The following is a 22,685-nucleotide window of genomic DNA, read 5'->3' as shown; positions in this document are numbered from 1 at the left end:
GACCTTACGCAGGTGCCGACGTCGGGCTTTGTTGTGGAAGCCGCAGCCCTACTTCAGTTGCCCGCGGATCTCGCCGCCCGGGAAGGTAGGTGTGTGGACGTTGACGTAGTAGCTGCGCGGACTGGCCTCAATGGCTGCCAGGAGTGCGGGGTCCGCTGTGGTGCAGGTGTCGACGGTCCAGCTGGTTCCGCTGCCCACAGTCAGCGGTACCACGACGGGACCGGCCACATTCCGGGGTGCCAAGTGGATGTGCGCGGCGGTCGCAGGTTCGGAAAGGTGGCGCGCGGTGAGCGTGTAGCAGAGTTCTGAGCCGTCAATGGAGTAGGTGAAGAAGCCGCTGGCGCCGGTGTTGGAGCCGGTGACCTCCTGCTCGGTGTTCAACGGGATGGCCGGAGAGCCGCCGGCCTTTGCGGTGGCAGGGCCGGCGGTTCCTGCCAGGGAAAGGATAGCGGCCGCTACCGCCGCGGTCCGCAGCGCGTGACTTTTCATGATGCGTCCTCAGATAGATGGTTTTGTTCCGGCCCCTAGCGGAAATCACGCTACGCCGGGGTCCCGGTGCGTGCAATAGCTCACTGCCGGGCACGAGGGCGGTGCCGCCGTCGGCCGTTCCGGAACCAAGTGCAAGTCCTCTTTCACATTCCGGGGGGCTCCACTAGTCTGCGGAGGGTGCACAATAAAGCCATCGTGTCCTCCACTGCCCCCGCTGGCCCTCCGATGAAGCAGCAGACAGTTATCGCCGCGGAAAACCTGCGCAAGACCTACGCCGACGTGGCCGCCGTCGACGGAGTTACCTTCAGCGTTCCGGCCGGGGAGTCGTTCGGCCTGCTTGGACCGAACGGGGCGGGGAAATCCACCACCATGAAGATGATCGGCGCGGTCACGCAACGCACCTCCGGCGACCTCAGCATCATGGGACTGGACCCGGACAGCCACGGGCCGGAGGTCCGCGCGCACTTGGGCGTGGTGCCTCAGCAGGACAATTTGGATGAGGAACTGAGGGTCCGGGACAACCTCTTGGTCTACGGCCGCTATTTCGGCCTGCCCATGAGCTACCTCAAGACGAAGGCCGACGAATTGCTGGAGTTCGCCCAGCTCACCGACAAGGCAAAATCGAAGGTCGATGCCCTGTCCGGCGGGATGAAGCGGCGCCTCACCATCGCCCGCTCCCTCATCAACGAACCGCGCATCCTCCTGTTGGATGAGCCCACCACCGGCCTCGATCCGCAGGCGCGGCACATCCTGTGGGACCGGCTGTTCCGGCTCAAAGAGCAGGGCGTGACCCTGATCCTCACCACGCACTATATGGATGAAGCGGAGCAACTGTGCGACCGGCTCATCGTGGTGGACAAGGGCAGGATCATGGCCGAAGGATCGCCGGCGCAGCTGATCCGGGAGCACTCCACCCGCGAGGTGCTGGAGCTGCGGTTTGGGTCGGAGCGCAATGGCACTATTGGCGGGGAACTGCAGGGGATCGGCGAACGCCTCGAAGCGCTTCCGGACCGGGTGCTCATTTACGCGAACGACGGCGAGGCTGCCCTTGAGCAGGTTTCTTCCCGTGGACTGCGGCCGCTGGCATCCCTGGTGCGGCGGTCTTCGCTGGAGGACGTCTTCCTGCGCCTGACCGGCAGGAGCCTCGTTGACTGACGATGCTGCCCTGACCGCCATGGCCCCACGTGCCCATCCGCCCGAGGTATCCGCCGCCCGGGCACGCAGGTGGGGTGCCTTCTACTATGCGGAGCAGGTCCTCCGGGTCATGAAGGGCTACGGCTGGTCCATCCTGATGTACAGCGTGGGGCAGCCGGTGGCCTACCTTTTTGCGATGGGTGTGGGGCTTGCCACCCTGGTGGACGCCGACGACGCAGCCGCCTTCGGCGGAGTCAGCTACCTGGCGTTCATAGCCCCGGCGCTGCTGGTGTCCGCCGCCGTCATGACCGCTGCCAACGAGTTCACCTTCCCCGTGATGGACGGGTTCAAATGGCGCCGGATTTATTACGGCCCGCACGCCTCCCCGTTGACACCGGAGCAGATCGCCGCCGGTCAGATCATCGCCGTTACCCTGAGGCTGCTGCTGCAGTCCGCCATCTACTTCGCAGCCGTGGCATTGTTCGGTGCCTCGCCCTCCGGCTGGGGCTGGGCGGGAATCGTCGTAGCGACTCTGGCCGGGCTGTCCTTTGGCCTGCCGCTCATGGCGTATTCGGCATCCATCAAGGAGGACAAAGGGCAGTTCGCCTTGGTGATGCGGTTCATCGTCATGCCGCTGTTCCTCTTCTCCGGAACGTTCTTCCCGCTTGATACGCTGCCGTGGGCCGTCCGGTGGATTGGCTGGATCTCACCTATCTGGCACGGCACCGAACTGGGCAGGGTCTTCAGCTACGGGTACGAGGAACCGCCGGTTCTCACCATGGTCCATATCGTGGTGCTGGTGGTACTCGCAGCGGTGGGCTGGTTCCTTACCAGACGCCAGTTCGTCCAAAGGCTGGGGCAATGAGCATCGTCACCGGCGGCCACAGCGTGGCGGAGGCGGCCCGAAACAGGACCTTCGGACCGCTGTATTCACGCAACGCCAAAGCCGTCATTTCGCGCGGGCTGATGGCCACTAAGAGCACCAACTGGCTGGTCATGCTGTCCGGGTTCTTTGAGCCGGTGCTGTTCCTGATCTCCATGGGTGTCGGGCTGGGTGCCATTGTGGGTTCAGTGCAGGGACCCGATGGAACCGAGATCAGCTACGCTGCCTATATCGCACCGGCACTGCTGGCCGTCTCCGCCATGAACGGCGCCGTGTACGACTCCACCTGGAACGTCTTTTTCAAGATGAACTTCGCCAAGCTCTACCAAGGCATGCTTTACACGTCATTGGGGCCCTTGGACGTTGCCTTGGGCGAGATCTTCCTGGCCTTGTTGCGCGGCCTGTTGTATGCCACCGGGTTCACGGCCGTGATGGGCCTGATGGGACTGATCACCACTCCCTGGGCCATCCTGGTGATTCCGGCCTCAGTGCTGATCGCCTTCGGATTCGCCAGCATGGGGATGGGCATCACCAGTTTCCTGAAGACCTTTCAGCAGATGGACTGGATCAACTTCATCATGCTGCCGATGTTCCTGTTCAGCGCTACGTTCTACCCGCTCAGCGTCTACCCCCAGTACATCCAGTGGCTCATCCAGGCCATGCCCCTTTGGCATGGGGTGGAACTGCTGCGCCAGATCAGCGTCGGAACCTTCACTCCGGCCACCGCCATCCATATCGGCTATTACGTAGCGATGACGGCGCTGGGGATGCTGCTCACTACGGTCCGCCTCCGCAAGCTGTTCCTGAAGTAGGCCTTCCCAACTAAGTAGCAGCAGATGTCGTTATGAGCGCTCAAAACGACATCTGCTGCTACCTAGTTGGGGTGGTGTTCGCCGGGGGTGGAAGGTACCGTAGCCCGCCGCAGCGTTTGAGACAATGTAGGAATGCGATCTCTGGGTAACCCTCACTCTGCGTCCAAACCAGCCAAGGGCGGCTTCTCCATGCTCCGGATCAGTGGGCCGGGAATGATGATTTTTGTCGTCGCCTTTGTGGTCGCGGTCATCTTCGCAGCCAACCAGAACGACGTCGTGGGTTGGGTTGTGGCCATTATCGCCGCCTTCTGGCTCGCATTGGCAGCCTTTGTGGTCTTCAGCATCCAGAAAGCCGCCAAGAAGGCCGGCGCCAAGCTGACGGAAGCCCAGAATGCCTTTAACACTGCAGCTGGCCGCGCGCCGTCGTCGTCCTCTGCGGACCATGGCGGCACCCGCGTGGTCTACGAGCGCTCCGAAGCGGACGAAGTCCGCGACCTCAAGCTTGACCACTCCTTCAAGATCGTCCAGGTTCAGGTCCGGGTGGTGGAGCAGGAGCGCGCCAAGGGTGAGGCCGCCGACCAGGACACCATCCGCCGCGCGCTGGAGACCATCGAAATCACCGCCACAAATGCCCGGGACATGATCCGATCCTCGGGCGGCACGGAGGACCCGGTCACCGGAACGGTCATCGACTAGAGTGGAGCGGGTGAGCTCGGCATTGAAGAAGGACCACCTTCGCATCGCATCAGTCAACGTTAACGGCCTCCGCGCTGCCTTCAGGAATGGCATGGCGGCGTGGCTGGAGCCCCGCGAGGTGGACATCCTTTGCCTCCAGGAAGTCCGGGCCCCTGACGCGATCGTTCGGGAGCTCCTCGGCGATGGCTGGCACATCCTGCACGCTGAAGCCGAAGCCAAGGGCCGGGCCGGCGTCGCAATCGCCTCCCGCGAAGAGCCGCTGGAGACCCGCAACGGCATCGGGGACGACTACTTCGCCACCGCCGGCCGGTGGGTGGAAACAGATTTCAGGCTGACCGATACTGCCGGGGAACCGGTGCAGCTGACCGTTGCCAGCGCCTACGTGCACTCCGGTGAAGCCGGAACCCCCAAGCAGGCGGACAAGTACCGTTTCCTGGATGCCATGAGCACGCGCCTGCCGGAACTGACCAAGCACAGCGACCACGCCCTGGTGGTGGGTGACCTGAACGTGGGCCATACGGAACTGGACATCCGTAACTGGAAGGGCAACCTGAAGAAGGCCGGCTTCCTGCCTGAGGAACGCGCGTACTTTGACCGGTTCTTCGGCGAGGACATCGGCTGGAAGGATGTCCACCGGGGCCTGGCCGGCAGTGTGGACGGCCCTTACACGTGGTGGTCGCAGCGGGGTCAGGCCTTTGACAATGACACTGGCTGGCGGATCGACTACCACCTGGCCACCCCGGAACTGGCTGCAGCCGCGTTCTCCGCAGTCGTTGACCGGGCGCCGTCATGGGACACCCGTTTCTCTGACCATGCACCGCTGGTAGTGGACTACCGGCTCTAGATTTAAGGCCACAACGAATGACCACCTCTTCAACAGTCACCGGCCCCGCCGCGTCGCCGGCACCTGACTCCGTGACCGCCCACGCGCAAGCTGACCTGCCCGCCACCGGTGTGCGGCACCGCATCCTGTCCGGCATGCAGCCGTCGGCAGATTCGCTGCACCTCGGCAATTATCTCGGCGCCCTCGTTAACTGGGTCCGGATGCAGGACGAATACGACGCCGTCTTCTTCATCCCGGACCTGCACGCGATCACCGTCCCCCAGGATCCCGCCGAGCTGGCACGGCGTACACGGATCACTGCGGCCCAATACATCGCCGGCGGCGTGGACGTCCACAAGTGCACCCTGTTCGTCCAGTCACAGGTGCCCGAACACGCACAGCTCGCGTGGGTCCTGAATTGCATTACCGGCTTCGGTGAAGCGTCCCGGATGACCCAGTTCAAGGACAAGGCGCAGAAACAGGGCACTGATTTCGCCAGTGTTGGCCTGTTTACCTACCCCATCCTGCAGGCCGCCGACATCCTCCTGTACCAGCCGGAGGGCGTCCCGGTAGGGGAGGACCAGCGCCAGCATGTGGAGCTGAGCCGTGACCTCGCCACACGCTTCAACTCGCGCTTCGGGGAAACGTTCACGGTGCCGCAGCCCTTCATCCAGAAGGAGTCCGCGAAAATCTACGACCTGCAGAACCCCACGGCGAAGATGTCCAAATCTGCCGAATCGCCGGCTGGCCTGATCAACCTCCTCGACGAGCCCAAGATCACGGCCAAGCGCATCAAATCCGCGGTCACGGACACGGAAACGGAAATCCGCTTCGACCGCGAAACCAAGCCTGGCGTTTCCAACCTGCTCACCATCTTCTCCGGGGTGACCGGCCAGAGCGTGGAGCAGCTGGTGGAGAGCTACCAGGGAAAGATGTACGGACACCTCAAAGTGGACCTGGCGGAAGCGGTCGTGGGCCACCTGACCCCCATCCGGGACCGCGCCAACGAGCTCCTGTCGGACCCTGCCGAGCTGGACCGGCTCCTGGCCCATGGCGCGGACAAGGCCCGGGAGATCGCATCCGCCACTCTCAGCGACGTCTATGCCAAGGTGGGATTCCTTCCCTATGGCGGCGCACCGGGAGTCCGCTAACCCGATGTCGGTCTCAAGCAATGTCAGTGAAGGAATGAGCGTAGGCGTCATTCTGGGATTCCCCCCTGCCATCGCGAAAGAACTTCAACGGTGGCGCGCTTCGTTCGGTGATCCCATGGCGGCGGTGATCCCTGCCCACATCACACTGATCACCACCACGCCCACCCAGGACTGGGAGGCTACGCGGGAGCACGTCCGCGAGGTGGCGCGGAAGCAGGAACCGTTCATGGTGACCATAGCGGGCACCGGCACTTTCCGGCCTGTGTCCCCGGTGGTGTACATCAACGTGGAGGACGGATTCGAGTCCTGCGTGGAGCTGCACGAGAAACTCCAGACCGGGCCGCTCCAGCGTGACCTGCCGTTCTCGTACCATCCCCACGTGACGATCGCCCATGACGTCGCTCCCGAAAGCCTCGACGAAGCTGAAACGGTCCTGAAGGACTATAGGGCGACGTTCCCTGTGGTTAGCATGGGACTTTACGAGCACGATGCTGACGGCATCTGGCAGCTACGGGAAGAGCTGGACTTTGGGACCGAAACTGACAACGACGCCGGGGCCTGGGCCGCGGACGCAGCCGCCAACTCCGGGGGACCCGCCTCTTCCCACTGAACGCTCGCGCCTGAAGCTTGCCGTCATCCAGAAACGGATGGAATGGGGCAAAGCCAAGAGGTCCGACGGCGGCCCGGTGGCCAGTGCTGTGGCTATGTTCCAGTGGCTCCTGGCGCGGCTTAACGCTTTCCGGCCAATGCGCGCCTGGCAGCACTACAACCTCCAGCACGGCCCGCTGATGAGCGCCGGCATCGGCTTCCGGATGTTCTTCTCCATCACCGGCCTGTTGGCCACTGGCTTTTCCATCGCCGGGCTGGTGCTGCGGGGCCAGCCGGCCCTCCTGGACACGATTATCGCCAGCGTGGCCCAGAGTGCTCCGGGACTGCTTAAAGTGGACGGCGGGGAAGGCCTTGTGGATCCCCGGGACCTGTTGAACCCCGACGGCCTTGGCTGGACCGCGGTGATTGCGGCAGTGGTCACGGTGGTGACGTCGCTGGGCTGGATCGCGGCCCTGCGGGACGGACTCCGCGGCGTATTGCAGCTCCCGCCCCTGAAGGTCAACCCCATTGTCCTCAAACTGCGCGACGCCGGGACCCTCCTCCTCTTGGGTGTCGCCTTGGTCATCAGCGCCGGAGCTTCGCTTGTGTTTGGGACCGCGGCAGGTTGGGTCACGGATTTCCTGCAGTTGGAAGACACCGTGGCGGGGCCGCTCACTACGGTGATCAAGATCGGCGTTCCGCTGACACTGAACTGGGTTACCGCGGTGATCATGTTCCGCCTTGCCGGAGGACTCTTGCTGTCCAGGCGGGCACTACTGGAGGGCACTATCCTGGCCGGAGTCGGGACGGCCGCGCTGCAGGTATTCAGCACCGAACTGCTTGCAGGTGCTGGCCGCAATCCCATCCTGGCGCCGTTTGCCATCATTATCGGCCTGCTGATCTGGTTCAACCTGGTCAGTCAGGTCTACCTTGTATGCGCCAGCTGGTCCGCCATCCGCGACGTGGACCTGCGGAGTGTTCCCTCGGAGCACGAGAAAGCCGGGTGGGGCTCGCGCCACGTGCAACCCGGCAAGGTCCCCGTGGTGGGGCGTGCCAAGGAGAGGCCGGGCGCTACTTCCCGGCGTCCAGGTACTGGTCGGCCCAGGCAGAAATAATCCTCGCCGCCCGCGCTGCCTGACCCTTGCCGGTGAGCAGGTGGTCGCTGCCCTCGAGGGAGACGAAGTTCCGGGGGTGGCGGGCGGTTTGGAAAATGGAGCTGGCATTCTCGATGCCCACCGTGTTGTCCGTGGGGGAGTGGAGCACCATCAGCGGCTTGTGCAACTGGCGGATGCAGTCCGTGAGGTCGGCGTTTTCCAGGTCCTCCACAAAGTGCTTGCGGATCTCCACGCGCTTCCCACCGAGGTCCACTTCGGCACTGCCCTCGCTGAGGATCTTGTCTAGGGCAGCGTCGAAGACGTGCGCCACGTGCTTGGGTGAGAAGGGGGCGCCTACTGTTGCAACGGCGTCGAGCTCTGGTATCTGGCGGGCGGCAGACAGTACGGCGGCCCCGCCGAAGGAGTGGCCTACCAGCAGCGAGATGGCCTTGCCCTCTTCCCGCATGAATTCGGCAGCCTTGACGGTGTCGGCTACCTTATGACTGAAGGAACCCTCCGACCAGTGGCCGGCGGATTCGCCCAGGCCCAGGTTGTCGAAGCGGAGCATGCCGATGCCTGTGTCAGCCAGGGCCTTGCACATCCGTGAAGCGGACGGGCTATCCTTGCCCAGCGTGAAGCCGTGGGAGAACACGCCCCAGCCGCGCACTGGACCCTCCGGGACGTCGATGATGCCCGACAGGAGTTCCCCGGTGGAACCTGCGAAGCTGACTTTTTCGGAGCGGGACATGGCGTGCCCTTTCGTTATGGCCGTCGTGTGTTAAAACAGACGACGGCGCCATTAACACTTTCAGTGCATGACGCCGTCGTTCGGTAAGACGTGAACTAGATCTTGCGGGAGAGGATTGCCTGCTTGACCTCGGCGATGGCCTGGGTCACCTGGATGCCGCGGGGGCACGCTTCGGAGCAGTTGAAGGTGGTGCGGCAACGCCACACGCCTTCCTTGTCGTTCAGGATCTCCAGGCGCATGTCGCCGGCATCATCACGTGAATCGAAGATGAAGCGGTGGGCGTTCACGATGGCGGCCGGGCCGAAGTACTGCCCGTCCGTCCAGAACACGGGGCACGAGGACGTGCACGCAGCGCAGAGGATGCACTTGGTGGTGTCGTCGAAACGCTCACGGTCCTCGGCGGACTGCAGCCGTTCCTTGGTGGGCTCGTGGCCCTTGTTGATGAGGAAGGGCATGACTTCACGGAACGACTGGAAGAACGGCTCCATGTCCACGATCAGGTCCTTCTCCACCGGCAGGCCCTTGATCGGCTCAACCGTGATGGGCTTGGACGTGTCCAGGTCCTTCAGGAGTGTCTTGCAGGCGAGGCGGTTGCGGCCGTTGATGCGCATGGCATCGGAGCCGCAGACGCCGTGGGCGCAGGAGCGGCGGAACGAAACGCTGCCGTCGATCTCCCACTTGACCTTGTGCAGGGCATCCAGCACGCGGTCGGTGCCGTACATGGTCACCTTGAAGTCGTCCCATGTAGCGTCCTCGGACACCTCCGGGTTGTAACGGCGCACGCGGAGCGTGACATCGAATGTGGGGATCTCGCCGCCGCCTCCGATGTGGGCGGGCAGTTCGACCTTTGAGGCTGGCTCAGCAAGTTCGGCGGACATCTTAGTACTTCCTCACCATCGGCTCGTAGCGGGTAAAGACAACCGGTTTGGTGGCCAGGCGGATGCCGGCAATTGCTTCTGCAGAGCCGTCGGCCGGGGCGTGGTCGTCCTTGTACGCCATGGAGTGCTTCATGAATTTTTCGTCGTCACGGTCCGGGAAATCCTCGCGGAAGTGTCCACCGCGGGATTCCTCACGATGCAGGGCTGCCACGGTCATGACCTTGGCCAACTCCAGCAGGAAGCCGAGTTCAACGGCTTCCAGGAGGTCCAGGTTGAAGCGCTTGCCCTTGTCCTGGACGCTGATGTTCTTGTAGCGGGCCTCGAAGGACTCGATGTCCCGAAGGACCTGGTTCAGCGTGTCGGCCGTACGGAACACCTGCATGTTGGCGTCCATGGTGTCCTGGAGTTCCTTGCGGATCACGGCCACCTTCTCGTCGCCGTTGCCGTTGCGGGCAATGTCCAGCAGTTCGATGGTGTAAGCCTCGGGGTCCTCCGGGAGGTCCACGAAGTCGGCCGTCTTGGCGTATTCAGCCGCCGCAATGCCGGCGCGCTTGCCGAACACGTTGATGTCCAGGAGGGAGTTGGTGCCGAGGCGGTTGGAGCCGTGGACGGAAACGCATGCCACTTCACCGGCGGCGTACAGGCCCGGCACCACGGTGTCATTGTCCTGCAGGACCTCGGTGGTGATGTTCGTGGGAATGCCGCCCATGGCGTAGTGGGCCGTCGGGAACACCGGGACAGGCTCCGTGTAAGGCTCCACGCCCAGATAGGTCCGTGCAAATTCAGTGATGTCCGGGAGTTTGGCATCGATGTGCGCAGGCTCCAGGTGGGTCAGGTCCAGGAGGACGTAGTCCTTGTTCGGACCACAGCCGCGGCCTTCACGGACTTCGTTGGCCATGGAGCGGGCCACGATGTCACGGGGTGCGAGGTCCTTGATGGTGGGGGCGTAGCGCTCCATGAAGCGCTCACCCTCGGAGTTACGAAGGATGGCACCTTCACCGCGGGCTGCCTCGGAAAGCAGGATGCCCAGGCCGGCGAGGCCTGTCGGGTGGAACTGGAAGAACTCCATGTCCTCCAGGGGGATGCCGCGGCGGAACGCGATGCCCATGCCGTCGCCGGTCAGGGTGTGGGCGTTGGAGGTGGTCTTGAAGACCTTGCCAGCACCGCCGGAGGCGAACACCACGGACTTGGCCTGGAATACGTGCAGTTCACCGGAGGCGAGGTCATAGGATACGACGCCGGCAACACGCTTCTGCTTGTACGGCGTGCCGTCCTCGCGGACCGCGTCCTCTTCGACCGTCAGGAGGTCCAGGACGTAGTACTCGTTGTAGAACTCCACATTGTGCTTGACGCAGTTTTGGTAGAGAGTCTGCAGGATCATGTGGCCCGTGCGGTCTGCAGCGTAGCAGGCGCGGCGGACCGGTGCCTTGCCGTGGTCGCGGGTGTGGCCGCCAAAGCGGCGCTGGTCGATGCGGCCTTCAGGCGTGCGGTTGAACGGCAGGCCCATTTTCTCAAGGTCCAGCACGGCGTCGATGGCTTCCTTCGCCATGACTTCGGCGGCGTCCTGGTCAACCAGGTAGTCGCCGCCCTTAATGGTGTCGAAGGTGTGCCACTCCCAGTTGTCTTCCTCGACGTTGGCAAGTGCCGCGCACATGCCACCCTGCGCCGCACCGGTGTGCGAGCGGGTGGGGTAGAGCTTGGTCAGTACTGCTGTGCGGGCGCGCTGACCGGATTCGATCGCGGCGCGCATGCCAGCGCCACCGGCACCGACGATGACGACGTCGTACTTATGGACCTGCATACCAGACGCTCTTTCTCTCAAAATTCTGTGTAAAACAACGGGCAGGCGTTGCCTGCTCCGCAAAACGCGGCCCGCGGTTAATCGCGGGCTCCAGATGGTCGCTACGCAGCGGGGCAGAAACCACCCGGCAGCGGCACGCCGTTGACGTCCAACGGGCACGGGTTGAAGGTGAAGATCACCAGGGTGCCGAGGATGATGATGACGGCGGTGGCAGCATAGAGCACTGCCTTGAGCCAGAAGCGGCTGGAGTCCTTCTCGGCGTAGTCGTTAATAATGGTGCGGACGCCGTTGGTGCCGTGCAGCATGGCGAGCCACAGCATGGCCAGGTCCCAGAACTGCCAGAACGGATCGGCCCATTTGCCGGCCACGAAACCGAAGTCGATGGCGTGGATGCCTTCGCCCACGAGCAGGTTCACAAAGAGGTGCCCGAAAATCAGGACAACCAGGACCACGCCTGAGAGCCGCATGAACAGCCAAGCGGCCATCTCGAAGTTCCCCCTCGATGCGCCGCTGCGGCGGTACTGCGGGGCGATCTTGCCGCTGCGCGGACTCTGGATCTGAGTTGCAGTCATGGCTTAGTGACCTCCGAGGGCGAGGGAAAGGTGGCGGATGGAGAAGCCGACCATAACGACTACCCAAAGGGCCAGGACCGTCCACAGCATCTGGCGCTGGTACTTCGCGCCCTTCTTCCAGAAATCGACGGCGATGATCCGCAGGCCGTTAAAGGCGTGGAAGACAATCGCGGCGACAAGGCCCGTTTCACCCAGGGCCATCAGGGGATTCTTGTAGGCACCGATCACAGCCGTGTAGGCCTCGGGGGACACACGCACCAATGAGGTGTCCAGCACATGGACCAACAAGAAGAAAAAGATCACAACACCGGTAATACGGTGTCCTACCCAGGACCACATGCCTTCACGGCCGCGGTACAAGGTGCCAGCTGGTTTTGTCGGCACTGATTAAACCTCCCTGCAACACAGCGGCGCTGGCATGAGATCCACGCGGGGGGAACGCCTGCTGCGAGAGCACTCGTAGCTCAGGCCTAAATCTAGGCTTCGCTCATAGCTTATTCAATTTAGGAACTCCTTGGTGACTCCTGCTGCCGCGGTTTTGCGCCTGTTTTGAGACGAACGCCACATAATCGGGCGGTTCGGGGCGTGCCAGCTGCCCTTTGGGGAGGCCTCCGCGGGCGGGTCCGCTAAAGTAAGCGGTGATGAGTACAAACAAAGTGACAAGCCCGGCTTCACCCCTTGACCGCTTTATTGCGGTGATTCCGGCAGGCGGAGTGGGGACCCGTCTATGGCCCCTGTCACGCGCAGCAGCTCCCAAGTTCCTCCACGACCTCACGGGGTCTGGCAGCACTTTGCTTCGTGCCACGTACGACCGACTAGAGCCCTTGGCGGGCCGGCGGGTCCTCGTGGTCACGGGCACGGCACACCGTGCGGCCGTCTGCCGCCAGTTGCCCGAGGTCCAGGACGCCGACCTCGTGCTCGAAAGCGAGCCGAAGGATTCCGGCGCAGCCATCGGCCTCGCCGCTGCCATCCTGCACGAACGGGACCCGGATACCATCATGGGTTCCTTTGCCGCAGACCAGGTGATCAGCCCGGACCACCTTTTCCAGGAAGCCGTCCGGGAGGCCATCCATACGGCAGCCGCGGGAAAGATCGTGACGATCGGCATTAAGCCGACCCACCCGTCCACCGGTTTCGGCTACATCCGGGCCGGGCAGGAACTCCATATCGAAGGAGCCCCCAGTGCCCAGGCGGTGGTGGAGTTCGTGGAGAAGCCGGACGAGGACGTTGCCCAGCAGTATGTGGACAGCGGCGAGTATGTCTGGAATGCGGGTATGTTCGTGGCTCCCGTTGCCCTGATGCTTAAGCACCTTGAAGCCAACCAACCGGAACTCTTCAAGGGCCTGCAGGAGATTGCCCAGTCGTGGGACACTCCCGAACGGGATGCAGTCACTGCACGGGTCTGGCCCACACTGCCCAAGATCGCCATTGACTACGCGGTGGCCGAACCTGCTGCCGCTGCAGGCGACGTCGCAGTGGTCCCCGGCACTTTCGGCTGGGACGACGTCGGAGACTTCGCATCGGTGGGCAGGCTCAACAGCGCCCGTGAGGTGGATGACGTCACGGTTATTGGCGAGGGAGCCCGCGTCTTCACCGAGAACGCCAGCGGCGTGGTGGTCTCTGACACGAAGCGCGTCATTGCCCTTATCGGCATCAAGGACGTTGTCATCGTTGACACCGGGGACGCCCTTCTGGTGACCACCAAGCAGCACGCCCAGCGGGTCAAGGGTGCTGTTGATGCGCTGAAGGCAAGCGGCGACACCGACGTCCTGTAGTTCAATGGTCCGAGTCGCTCCGGGACGAGTAATCCGTAACGCGCCGCCTGTGATGCCGCTATTCCGTGGACGCTCGCTAGAGTAAATCTGTGCGCAATTACACTACTGAAGCTGAGCCCACCGCGTTGGTGGGGCCATGGCTGGAGCCGCTCCTTCCGGAACTGATCGATTTCCGCCGGGACCTTCACGCGCACCCTGAGCTGTCGTTCAAGGAATTCCGAACCACTGACAGGCTCGTGGAACGGCTTGAGGCTGCCGGCCTGCAACCCAAGCGGCTTGACGGAACCGGGCTGACGGTGGACGTCGGTGAGGGCCCCATTGCCACTGCCCTGCGCGGTGATATCGATGCCCTCCCCATCATCGAAGAGACAGGCCTGCCGTTCGCGTCCAAGAACCACGGCGTGACCCATGCCTGCGGCCATGATGTCCACACCACCACCATGCTGGGCATCGCCTTGGTGCTTGACCGGATGCACCAGGAAGCGCCGCTGGGTGGCACTGTCCGTATTATCTTCCAGCCCGCAGAAGAGACCATGCCCGGCGGTGCGCATTCGTGCATCGAGCAAGGCGTCCTGGACGGCGTCCCGCGGATCCTTGCGCTGCACTGTGACCCGCGTATCGACGTCGGCAAGATCGGAACGCGCATCGGCGCCATCACCTCGGCGTCGGACACCATTCGGATTGAGCTGTCAGGCCGGGGTGGCCACACCTCCCGCCCGCACCTGACCGAAGACCTCGTGTTTGCCCTGTCGCAGATAGCCGTGAACGTTCCGGCCGTGTTGTCCCGCCGCGTGGATGTCCGCAGCGGGGTGTCCGTGGTCTGGGGGCAGATCTCCGCCGGGTCCGCTCCCAACGCCATTCCGGGCAGCGGATACATGGCCGGCACCATGCGCTGCCTGGACCGGGACGCTTGGCACAGCGCCGGGGAACTCCTGGATGAGGTGGTCCACCAGGTGGCCGCGCCGTATGGCGTGGACGTGCGGCTGGAGCACACCAGGGGAGTCCCGCCAGTAGTTAACTCCGAGCACGAAACCGCCCTCATCGAAGCTGCTGCTCGCGCTGAAATCGGCGAAGGCGCGGTAGTGCTGACCCCGCAGTCCATGGGCGGGGAGGACTTCGCCTGGTTCCTGGCAGAACTGCCCGGCGCCATGATGCGGCTTGGCACTAAGACTCCCGGCGGCGAAGAGTACGATCTCCACCGCGGCGACTACATCCTGGACGAGCGGGCCCTCGGCTTCGGCATCCAGGTCCTGACCGCCGCCGCCCTGAGGACCATCCGCGACCTCCGGGCCGTCTGACTCCTGGCGCGAACTGGCAGCTAACGCCCTTAATTCCACAATTTGGGCGCATTACCTGCGAGTTCGCGCCTTTTCCAATCCAGTAAGTTGTGCACAATTGAATTGTGCACTATCGTTTAGGTCATGACTGAAGCTCCCCGCCTCGACCGCCAGGTGTGCTTTGCCCTCTACGCCGCCTCCCGTGCGGCAACCGCCGTGTACCGGCCCATCCTTGAAGACCTCGGCCTGACCTACCCGCAGTATCTGGTGATGCTGGTCCTGTGGGAGTCCGATCCGAAGGGAGTCAAGGAATTGGGGGAGGAGCTGGGACTCGACTCGGGCACACTGTCGCCGCTGCTCAAGCGCCTGGAAGCGCTGGGCTTCGTGGAGCGGCGCCGGTCCGGCGAAGACGAACGCCGCGTAGCCATCCACCTGACCACAGCCGGGCGGGCGCTCAGCAGCAAGGCCAGCGGGATTCCCCAGCATCTTGCCGATGCTGCCGGACTTTCGGACCAGGAACTCGAACAGCTCCGCGCCACTCTCGGCAGGCTCACGGAAGCACTCCACCGCTCGCACTGACCACCACTTTTTCCGCCATCCATATCCAACAGGACGGACACACATGAAGACTCTCTACACGGCAGAGGCCCTGGCTTCCGGCGAAGGCCGGGACGGCAACGCACGCACCAAGGACGGGAAGCTGGATGTCAGCCTGGCGAGCCCCGTGGAACTGGGCGGAGACGGCCTGGGCACCAATCCGGAGCAGCTTTTCGCCGCCGGCTACGCTGCCTGCTTCCATTCGGCACTCCGCCTCGTAGGACGCAAGGAGCGTGCCGATCTCACCGATTCGGCGGTGGCTGCCAAGATCCATTTCGGGGCACTGGAGGACGGCATTGGTTATGGCCTCGCAGCGGAACTGGAAATTGCTGTCCCTGCCGTTGACCTCGCCACGGCCGAAAGCCTGGTAGCCAAAGCGCACCAGATCTGCCCCTACTCCAACGCCACCCGCGGAAACATGACGGTGGACATCAAAATCCTGGAGTTCGCAGCATGAGCACAACAACTGCACTACCCACATCCACCCGTGAAATCCACCTGGCATCGCGCCCCGCCGGACGCCCCGTTCCGGAGAACTTCCGCTTGGCCGAGGCACCGCTGCCGGCGCTCAAGGAGGGCCAGATCCTGGTCCGGAACCTCTACATTTCGGTGGATCCCTACATGCGCGGACGCATGAATGACGTCAAGTCCTACTCCGCGCCTTTCGCACTGGATGCAGCGCTCGACGGCGGTGCCGTTGGTGAGGTCATCGCGTCCAGGGCCGAGGGACGGAAGGTGGGTGACGCCGTCGTCCATCAGCTGGGCTGGCGCGAATACGCCGTCCTGGACGCAGACAAAACATCCGTTGCCCGCACCGACCTCGCGCCGGCGTCGGCGTTCCTCGGGGCCCTGGGCATGACCGGCCTGACGGCGTATGCCGGACTCCTTAAGGTGGCGGACTTCAAAGCCGGGGATGCCGTGTTCGTTTCCGGTGCCGCTGGTGCTGTGGGGTCGCTCGTGGGTCAGATTGCCAAGGCGATGGGCGCTTCCCGGGTCATCGGCAGTGCGGGAACCCCCGAAAAGGTTGCACGGCTCCTGGAGCTGGGCTTCGATGCTGCGTTCAACTACCACGACGGGCCCGTGCGGGAGCAGCTCGAAATGGCCGCCGGAACTGCAGGCATCGACGTGTATTTCGATAACGTGGGCGGTGAGCACCTGGAGGCAGCGCTGGCGGTCCTGAATGTCGGCGGCCGCGTGGCCATGTGCGGCGCCATCGCCCAATACAACTCCACCGAGCCCACACCGGCTCCGCGCAACCTCATGCTCGCCATCGGCAAGCAGCTCACCTTGCGCGGGTTCCTGGTGGGCGGACAGCGCCAGCACGGACCGGAGTTCTTCGAGAAGATGTCGGCCTGGCTGGCGGACGGTTCGGTCCGCTACGACGAGACGGTGGTGGACGGACTGGAGAACGCTCCGCGGGCCTTCATGGACCTCCTGGACGGCGCGAACACCGGGAAGATGCTGGTTCGCCTCTAGCGCCGTCCTCCAGGACAGACGAACACTTGTGGCCCCGTTCCGACGGGGCCACAAGTGTTTCATCCGCCCCATATAGGCGTGGTACCTACTGCTTGGTAACAAAATCTCAACAATCTTCGGGATCGGCCCGGGATGTGTTACCGGTAGTGGCGCAGGCCACTAAAGTAGCTTTCATCAGAGCGCTTCGGCGCAGTGCTGCGGACCGTCAGTGAAAACAGAATTTCAGGGTTGAAACAGACACTCATTGAATTCCCGTCGTAGCGCATCTCTCTTCATCCTGGAGGAATCTTGAAGACATCACTGCGTGCACACCTCAAACGCGGTTCAGTCGCAGGCGTGGCCACTGTGGGTGCTACCGCACTCCTCTTGACCGGCTGCGGTGCGCCTCCCGAAGCCGGGAGCCCCACCGCGACGGCCAGTGACTACACCGGCTGCATCGTCTCGGACTCCGGCGGATTCGATGACCAGTCGTTCAACCAGTCCTCATACGAGGGCTTGAAGAAGGCACAAGCCGATCTGGGCATCAAGATCAACCAGGTCGAGTCCAAGACCAATAACGACTTCGAGCCGAACCTGCGGGCGATGGTTGCAGCCAACTGCGACCTCACCTTGACGGTCGGATTCCTGCTCGGCGATGCCACCAAGGCCCAGGCCGCGGCCAACCCGAACAGCCACTTCGCCATCATCGACTTCGGCTACGACCCGCCCATCAGCAACGTCAAGCCGATCATCTACGACACCGCCCAGGCAGCGTTCCTGTCCGGTTACTTGGCCGCAGGAACCACCAAGACCGGAAGCGTAGCCACTTTCGGGGGCCGGAAGATCCCCACCGTGACCATCTTTATGGACGGCTTTGCCGATGGCGTGAAGTACTACAACGAAAAGAAGGGCGCGGACGTCAAGGTCCTTGGCTGGGACAAAGCCACCCAGGACGGCAGCTTCACCGGCGACTTCGAAAAGCAGGACAAGGGCAAGCAGCTCACCCAGAACTTCCTGGACCAGGGAGCTGACATCGTTATGCCCGTCGCCGGTCCGGTAGGCAAGGGTGCGGGCGCGGCTCTCATGGAGGCTAAGGCTGCGGGCAAGGACGTCAAGCTTATCTGGGTTGACTCCGACGGCTTCCTGACCGCACCGGAATACAAGGACATCATGCTTTCCTCGGTCATGAAGCTAATGGGCGACGCCGTTGAAACCGTGGTTAAGGACGACAAGGACGGTAAGTTCACCAACACGCCCTATGTTGGCACCTTGGCGAACGACGGCGTCCAGCTGGCACCTTTCCACAACTTCGACGCCGAGGTCCCGGCTGAGCTGAAGTCCGAGCTGGACCAGCTCAAGAAGGACATCATCGACGGCAAGCTGAAGGTCGAGTCGGCGGCAAGCCCCAAGGCTTAGCCACCTTCACTGAGCGCCACCCCCGGATGGTCATCGACTGGCCGGGCGGTGGCGCTTTTTGTTGGAGTTCGCTGGTCCGCGAGACCGCCCACGCAGGACTGCACGCACTAGGCTGGTGCTGCAGCCACATATCCCGTCCGGTGGGGATTCACCGGACGCTTCGAGATTGGTCAGAGTTTTGAAACTTGAACTCAGAGGGATCACCAAACGTTTCGGCTCCCTGCTCGCCAACGATCACATCGACGTGGTGGTTGAACCCGGACAGATCCATTGTCTGCTGGGCGAGAACGGGGCCGGCAAGTCCACCCTGATGAATGTGCTGTACGGGCTCTACGAGCCCACCGAGGGCGAAATCCTCATTGACGACAAACCAGTTTCCTTCCGCGGCCCCGGCGACGCCATGGCTGCCGGCATCGGCATGGTGCACCAGCACTTTATGCTCGTTCCTGTCTTCACGGTTGCCGAGAATGTAGCCCTTGGCGCGGAATCCACCAAGGCGGGCGGCTTCCTTAACCTGGACGACACCCGGCGCAAGATCAGGGAGATCTCGGACCGCTACGGATTCGACGTCGATCCCGATGCCCTGGTGGAGGACCTCCCGGTGGGCGTGCAGCAGCGGGTGGAAATCATCAAGGCGCTGGTCCGCGACGCCAGGGTCCTCATCCTCGACGAACCGACGGCGGTGCTGACGCCACAGGACACCGATGAGCTGCTGGACATCATGCGCCAGCTCAAAAGCAGCGGAACCTCGATTGTCTTCATCTCGCACAAACTCCGTGAGGTCAAGGCGGTGTCCGATACCATCACCGTGATCCGGCGCGGCAAAGTTGTGGGCAGCGCTGACCCTGCGGCCCCCACGGCGGAATTGGCATCGATGATGGTCGGCCGGGCTGTCAGCCTCACCCTGGACAAGGCTCCCGCCAAGCCCCAGGAGAAGACCTTCCAGGTCAAGGACCTCACCGTCATTGCCCCGAGTGGCCAACACGTAGTAGACGGCATCAGCTTCGACATCGCCCGGGGCGAGATCCTGGCGCTGGCAGGGGTCCAGGGAAACGGGCAGACGGAACTGACCGAGGCCATCCTTGGCCTGCAAGATCGGGTTCACGGCTCGATCATGCTCGACGGTGAAGAACTCCTGGGCCGCAGCGTCAAAGATGTCCTCAACTCCGGCGTCGGTTTTGTTCCGGAGGACCGCTCGGTGGACGGCCTGATCGGAACGTTCTCCATCGCAGAGAACCTCGTCCTGGACCGTTACGACCAGCCCCCGTTCGCCAAGGGGATCAGCATGAGCCCGGCGAAAGTCCTAGAGAATGCGAAGACGCGGATTGGCGAGTTCGATGTCCGCACCGAGTCAGGGTCCCTGGCTGCAGGGACCCTGTCCGGAGGCAACCAGCAAAAAGTAGTCATGGCCAGGGAACTCTCCCGGCCTTTGCGATTGTTTATCGCCTCCCAACCCACACGCGGTGTTGATGTTGGTTCGATCGAGTTCCTGCACAAACGGATCGTTGCCGAACGCGACCACGGAACGCCTGTGCTGATCGTGTCCACGGAGCTGGACGAGGTCATGGAACTCGCCGACCGGATTGCGGTCGTTTATAAGGGCAAGCTCGTGGGCATAGTCCCTTCGGGCACAGGCAGGGACGTCCTCGGCCTCATGATGGCCGGGATATCGCCGGAGGACGCTACACCAACGGACACTGCGCTCGCAGGGAAGCTGCCCGCAGAAAACGGGCGCCGGGAAACAGGCACCACTGAGACCCCACCAACCTCCACCGCCAGCGCCGAAGGAGGCGACCATGTCTGAGAAGCACCCCCGCAAACACGCGGCTGACCGGCCTGCTGAGAAACCCCTTGAGGAAAGTCCCGCTGCCGAGGAAACTGCCGCGGTTGTCGCCCTGGATACTGCCGGGGGAGCCATGGAACCTTCGGCGGTTCCGGCCACGGCGCAGAGCGGCAAGCTGCCTGGCGGTCCCGAGACACTGGCCCGGCGGATCTTCACCGGCAGCGGCATGGTTTCCCTGCTGGCTGTGCTGCTTGCCCTCGTCATCGGCGGCCTGCTGATAGCAAGCACCGATGAGCGGGTGGGCGCGACCTCCACGTACCTGTTTGCCCGCCCCACGGATTTCCTCTCCGCTGTCTGGACCGCGGCCACTGGCTCCTATGTCGCCCTGTTCCAGGGGGCGATCTTCAACCCCATGGCTTCCAGCGTGGCTGTCCAGTTTGCCCCGCTGATGGAGACCCTCACCATTGCGACGCCCTTGATCACCGCTGGCCTGGGTGTAGCCCTGGCATTCCGCGCGGGCCTCTTTAACATCGGTGCCCAAGGCCAGATCGTCATGGCAGGCATCCTTGCCGCGTGGGTTGGCTTCGCGCTGCACCTCCCGGTGGGACTGCACCTGCTGCTGGTCCTCGTAGCCGGCATCGTGGGCGGCGCACTGTGGGGCGGGCTGGTGGGGCTCCTCAAGGCCCGGACAGGCGCCCACGAGGTCATCGTGACCATCATGTTCAACTATGTGGCGCTGTACTTCCTGGGATATCTGCTGAACACGCCGGCCTTCCAGCGACCGGGCGAATCCAACCCCATCTCGCCCATCTTGGACGCCACCGCGGTATACCCCCAAATCCTCGGCTCACAGTACCGGCTGCACCTGGGCTTCATCCTGGCCATCGCCGCAACCATCCTGGTCTGGTGGCTCCTCAACCGTTCCACGGTCGGCTTTGAATTCCGGGCCGTGGGGGCAAACCCCAAGGCGGCCCAGACAGCCGGCATCAACGTGTCGCGCTCCACCATCCTGGTGATGGCAATCGCGGGAGCCCTGGCCGGCATGTCAGGGGTCGCCCAGGTGGCAGGCACGGAAAAGGTCCTGACCGACGGGGTGGCTGCCACTTACGGCTTCGACGCGATCACCGTTGCGCTGCTGGGACGTTCGACGCCGTGGGGCACCTTCGCGGCGGGCTTGCTGTTCGGCGCCTTCCGCGCCGGCGCCGTGCAGATGCAGATCCAGACCGGAACCCCCATCGACATCGTCCTGGTGGTCCAGTCCCTGATCGTCCTCTTCATCGCGGCCCCGCCGCTGGTGCGGGCCGTCTTCGGGCTGAATCCACGGCGCAGGAAGCCGGCTAAAGCCGGCAGGTCCCAGCAGGCAGCAACCACCGGAGGCGCAGCATGAGCACAACAGCAACCTCGCCCCTGCCAGGAAAACGCGAGCCTGGAACCCCGCAGGCCGCCAACCGGTCCCAGAGAGTCTCGGCCAAGCCAGTGACATGGAAGACCCCCGTGATGCTGGCGCTCCTGGCACTCGTCGCCTTTGTCTTCTTTGGCCTCTTGGGACCCAACCAGACTGCCGAGTTTGGCATTTCCACCGGCAGTGACTTCTTCCAGCTACCGGCCCTCGAAGTGCCCGCGTTCCTTGGCGGCTTGGTGCTTTCGGTGATCCTGCTGGGGCTCGCGGCGTATGCGGTCTTCCTCAAAACGAAGGACCAGGCAGCACCGGCCTGGCTGCCCATCACCTTCACCGTACTCTTCGTGGCAGCCTTCCTGATCTGGGTGGTGGGCGGAGCCCGTACGCCCAGCATTTCGCTTGCGGGCCTGATCGCCGGATCCGTCACCCTTGCAGTACCGCTGGTGTTCGGATCCTTGTCGGGGGTCCTGTGCGAACGCGTCGGCGTGGTCAACATAGCCATCGAAGGGCAACTCCTCGGCGGTGCGTTCACGGCCGCCATGGTGGCGACGATGACCAGGAACCCCTTCCTGGGCCTACTGGCCGCAGCAGTGGCGGGTGCCGTCGTCTCCATGGTCCTGGCGCTCTTCAGCATCAAGTACCTGGTCAACCAGATCATTGTGGGTGTTGTCCTCAACGTCCTGGTGTCCGGCCTCACCGGCTTCCTGTTCAGTACCGTCATGCAGGCCAACAAGGCCCAGTTCAATTCGCCCGTGGGCCTGGACAACATCGAAATTCCGGTGCTGTCCGGTATCCCGATCATTGGGCCCATCCTGTTCAAGCAGACGCTGGTGGGCTACCTGATGTACGTCGCGGTCATCGTCGTCTGGCTTGGCCTCTTCAAGACCAAATGGGGGCTAAGGGTCCGTGCAGTGGGCGAACACCCGCAGGCGGCGGACACCCTTGGCATCAAGGTCAACGCCACGCGTTTCTGGAACGTCACCATCGGCGGCGCCATCGCGGGCATCGGCGGATCGTTCTTCACCCTGGTGGCGATCGACAGCTTCACTAAGGAGATCTCCGGCGGTCGCGGATTCATTGCCCTGGCCGCGTTGATCTTTGGCCGGTGGAACCCCATTGGAGCTTTCTTTGCCGCCCTGCTGTTCGGCTTCGCGGACAACCTCCAGAGCATCGTGACTATTATCGGGACCCCCGTGCCCAGCCAGTTCATGGCCATGCTGCCCTACCTGGTGACCGTCTTCGCCGTCGCCGGACTGGTGGGACGTTCCAGGCCGCCGGCGGCCAGCGGCATCCCGTACGTCAAGGGTTGACGGC

General features: G+C 63.4%; 23 protein-coding genes. 17 read left to right on the top strand and 6 right to left on the bottom strand.

The window, feature by feature from the left end; genetic code table 11:
* Positions 1 to 48 precede the first annotated feature (48 nt).
* The gene (locus ACFC25_RS13250) at positions 49 to 489 is read right to left on the bottom strand and encodes a CHRD domain-containing protein (protein ID WP_376045783.1); all 441 of its coding nucleotides are present in this window, start codon (positions 487 to 489) and stop codon (positions 49 to 51) included.
* Between the two features lie 225 nt (positions 490 to 714).
* Here ACFC25_RS13250 and ACFC25_RS13245 point away from each other — a divergent pair, with 225 nt between their 5' ends.
* From ACFC25_RS13245 to ACFC25_RS13210, 8 genes are all read left to right on the top strand, one after another.
* Complete coding sequence (locus ACFC25_RS13245; protein WP_376045793.1) at positions 715 to 1,644, top strand: ABC transporter ATP-binding protein; 930 nt, start codon at positions 715 to 717, stop codon at positions 1,642 to 1,644.
* Positions 1,645 to 1,663: 19 nt separating this feature from the next.
* Positions 1,664 to 2,488 (top strand): ABC transporter permease, encoded by an 825-nt coding sequence (locus ACFC25_RS13240; protein WP_376045790.1) that lies wholly within the window; start codon positions 1,664 to 1,666, stop codon positions 2,486 to 2,488.
* Positions 2,485 to 3,318: an ABC transporter permease gene (locus ACFC25_RS13235; protein ID WP_376045781.1), complete on the top strand. Its 834-nt coding sequence runs from the start codon at positions 2,485 to 2,487 to the stop codon at positions 3,316 to 3,318. The genes ACFC25_RS13240 and ACFC25_RS13235 overlap by 4 nt, the downstream gene beginning before the upstream one ends.
* Positions 3,319 to 3,450: 132 nt before the next feature.
* Positions 3,451 to 4,014 carry a hypothetical protein gene (locus ACFC25_RS13230; RefSeq protein ID WP_337346685.1) on the top strand — a complete coding sequence of 188 codons (564 nt, stop codon included), beginning with the start codon at positions 3,451 to 3,453 and terminating at the stop codon, positions 4,012 to 4,014.
* A gap of 10 nt (positions 4,015 to 4,024) precedes the next feature.
* The gene (locus tag ACFC25_RS13225; RefSeq protein WP_376045777.1) at positions 4,025 to 4,858 is read left to right on the top strand and encodes an exodeoxyribonuclease III; all 834 of its coding nucleotides are present in this window, start codon (positions 4,025 to 4,027) and stop codon (positions 4,856 to 4,858) included.
* Positions 4,859 to 4,875: 17 nt separating this feature from the next.
* A complete protein-coding gene (trpS, locus tag ACFC25_RS13220; protein WP_376045774.1) occupies positions 4,876 to 5,988 on the top strand; it encodes a tryptophan--tRNA ligase in 1,113 nt (370 codons plus the stop codon).
* Positions 5,989 to 5,992: 4 nt separating this feature from the next.
* A complete protein-coding gene (locus ACFC25_RS13215; protein ID WP_376045772.1) occupies positions 5,993 to 6,598 on the top strand; it encodes a 2'-5' RNA ligase family protein in 606 nt (201 codons plus the stop codon).
* Positions 6,599 to 6,635: 37 nt separating this feature from the next.
* Entirely contained in the window at positions 6,636 to 7,691 is a 1,056-nt protein-coding gene (locus tag ACFC25_RS13210; RefSeq protein WP_376045769.1) for a YihY/virulence factor BrkB family protein, read from the top strand.
* Here the strand turns inward: ACFC25_RS13210 and ACFC25_RS13205 are convergent.
* The 5 genes from ACFC25_RS13205 to sdhC form a co-directional block, all read right to left on the bottom strand.
* Complete coding sequence (locus ACFC25_RS13205; RefSeq protein WP_337346680.1) at positions 7,648 to 8,418, bottom strand: alpha/beta hydrolase; 771 nt, start codon at positions 8,416 to 8,418, stop codon at positions 7,648 to 7,650. The two genes, ACFC25_RS13210 and ACFC25_RS13205, sit on opposite strands and share 44 nt — an antisense overlap.
* A 95-nt stretch (positions 8,419 to 8,513) precedes the next feature.
* Positions 8,514 to 9,296 carry a succinate dehydrogenase iron-sulfur subunit gene (locus ACFC25_RS13200; protein WP_376045766.1) on the bottom strand — a complete coding sequence of 261 codons (783 nt, stop codon included), beginning with the start codon at positions 9,294 to 9,296 and terminating at the stop codon, positions 8,514 to 8,516.
* A 1-nt stretch (position 9,297) separates the two neighbouring features.
* Positions 9,298 to 11,097, bottom strand: a complete 1,800-nt coding sequence (gene sdhA, locus ACFC25_RS13195) for a succinate dehydrogenase flavoprotein subunit (protein ID WP_337346679.1) — start codon at positions 11,095 to 11,097, stop codon at positions 9,298 to 9,300.
* A gap of 101 nt (positions 11,098 to 11,198) precedes the next feature.
* Positions 11,199 to 11,669: a succinate dehydrogenase hydrophobic membrane anchor subunit gene (locus ACFC25_RS13190; RefSeq protein ID WP_337346678.1), complete on the bottom strand. Its 471-nt coding sequence runs from the start codon at positions 11,667 to 11,669 to the stop codon at positions 11,199 to 11,201.
* Between the two features lie 3 nt (positions 11,670 to 11,672).
* On the bottom strand, positions 11,673 to 12,053 hold the full coding sequence (sdhC, locus tag ACFC25_RS13185) for a succinate dehydrogenase, cytochrome b556 subunit (protein WP_082576094.1): 381 nt from the start codon (positions 12,051 to 12,053) through the stop codon (positions 11,673 to 11,675).
* Between the two features lie 257 nt (positions 12,054 to 12,310).
* Here sdhC and ACFC25_RS13180 point away from each other — a divergent pair, with 257 nt between their 5' ends.
* From ACFC25_RS13180 to ACFC25_RS13140, 9 genes are all read left to right on the top strand, one after another.
* A complete protein-coding gene (locus ACFC25_RS13180; RefSeq protein ID WP_376045762.1) occupies positions 12,311 to 13,444 on the top strand; it encodes a mannose-1-phosphate guanylyltransferase in 1,134 nt (377 codons plus the stop codon).
* 89 nt (positions 13,445 to 13,533) lie between these two features.
* Positions 13,534 to 14,742 (top strand): amidohydrolase, encoded by a 1,209-nt coding sequence (locus ACFC25_RS13175; protein ID WP_337346676.1) that lies wholly within the window; start codon positions 13,534 to 13,536, stop codon positions 14,740 to 14,742.
* 123 nt (positions 14,743 to 14,865) lie between these two features.
* Positions 14,866 to 15,300 (top strand): MarR family winged helix-turn-helix transcriptional regulator, encoded by a 435-nt coding sequence (locus ACFC25_RS13170; RefSeq protein WP_376045759.1) that lies wholly within the window; start codon positions 14,866 to 14,868, stop codon positions 15,298 to 15,300.
* A gap of 43 nt (positions 15,301 to 15,343) precedes the next feature.
* Positions 15,344 to 15,775 (top strand): organic hydroperoxide resistance protein, encoded by a 432-nt coding sequence (locus tag ACFC25_RS13165; RefSeq protein WP_376045756.1) that lies wholly within the window; start codon positions 15,344 to 15,346, stop codon positions 15,773 to 15,775.
* Positions 15,772 to 16,794 carry an NADP-dependent oxidoreductase gene (locus tag ACFC25_RS13160; protein ID WP_337346673.1) on the top strand — a complete coding sequence of 341 codons (1,023 nt, stop codon included), beginning with the start codon at positions 15,772 to 15,774 and terminating at the stop codon, positions 16,792 to 16,794. Before ACFC25_RS13165 ends, ACFC25_RS13160 begins: the two co-directional genes overlap by 4 nt.
* 288 nt (positions 16,795 to 17,082) lie before the next feature.
* Entirely contained in the window at positions 17,083 to 18,189 is a 1,107-nt protein-coding gene (locus tag ACFC25_RS13155) for a BMP family ABC transporter substrate-binding protein (protein WP_337346672.1), read from the top strand.
* 178 nt (positions 18,190 to 18,367) lie between these two features.
* On the top strand, positions 18,368 to 19,993 hold the full coding sequence (locus tag ACFC25_RS13150) for an ABC transporter ATP-binding protein (RefSeq protein ID WP_337346671.1): 1,626 nt from the start codon (positions 18,368 to 18,370) through the stop codon (positions 19,991 to 19,993).
* On the top strand, positions 19,986 to 21,359 hold the full coding sequence (locus ACFC25_RS13145) for an ABC transporter permease (protein WP_376045751.1): 1,374 nt from the start codon (positions 19,986 to 19,988) through the stop codon (positions 21,357 to 21,359). Before ACFC25_RS13150 ends, ACFC25_RS13145 begins: the two co-directional genes overlap by 8 nt.
* Complete coding sequence (locus ACFC25_RS13140) at positions 21,356 to 22,681, top strand: ABC transporter permease (protein WP_376045748.1); 1,326 nt, start codon at positions 21,356 to 21,358, stop codon at positions 22,679 to 22,681. Before ACFC25_RS13145 ends, ACFC25_RS13140 begins: the two co-directional genes overlap by 4 nt.
* Positions 22,682 to 22,685 lie beyond the last annotated feature (4 nt).

Source organism: Pseudarthrobacter sp. NPDC055928 (assembly GCF_042270935.1).
Classification (GTDB): Bacteria; Actinomycetota; Actinomycetes; order Actinomycetales; family Micrococcaceae; genus Arthrobacter.
Note: the sequence above shows the minus strand (reverse complement) of the source record. Positions and strands in the feature narration are given on the sequence as shown.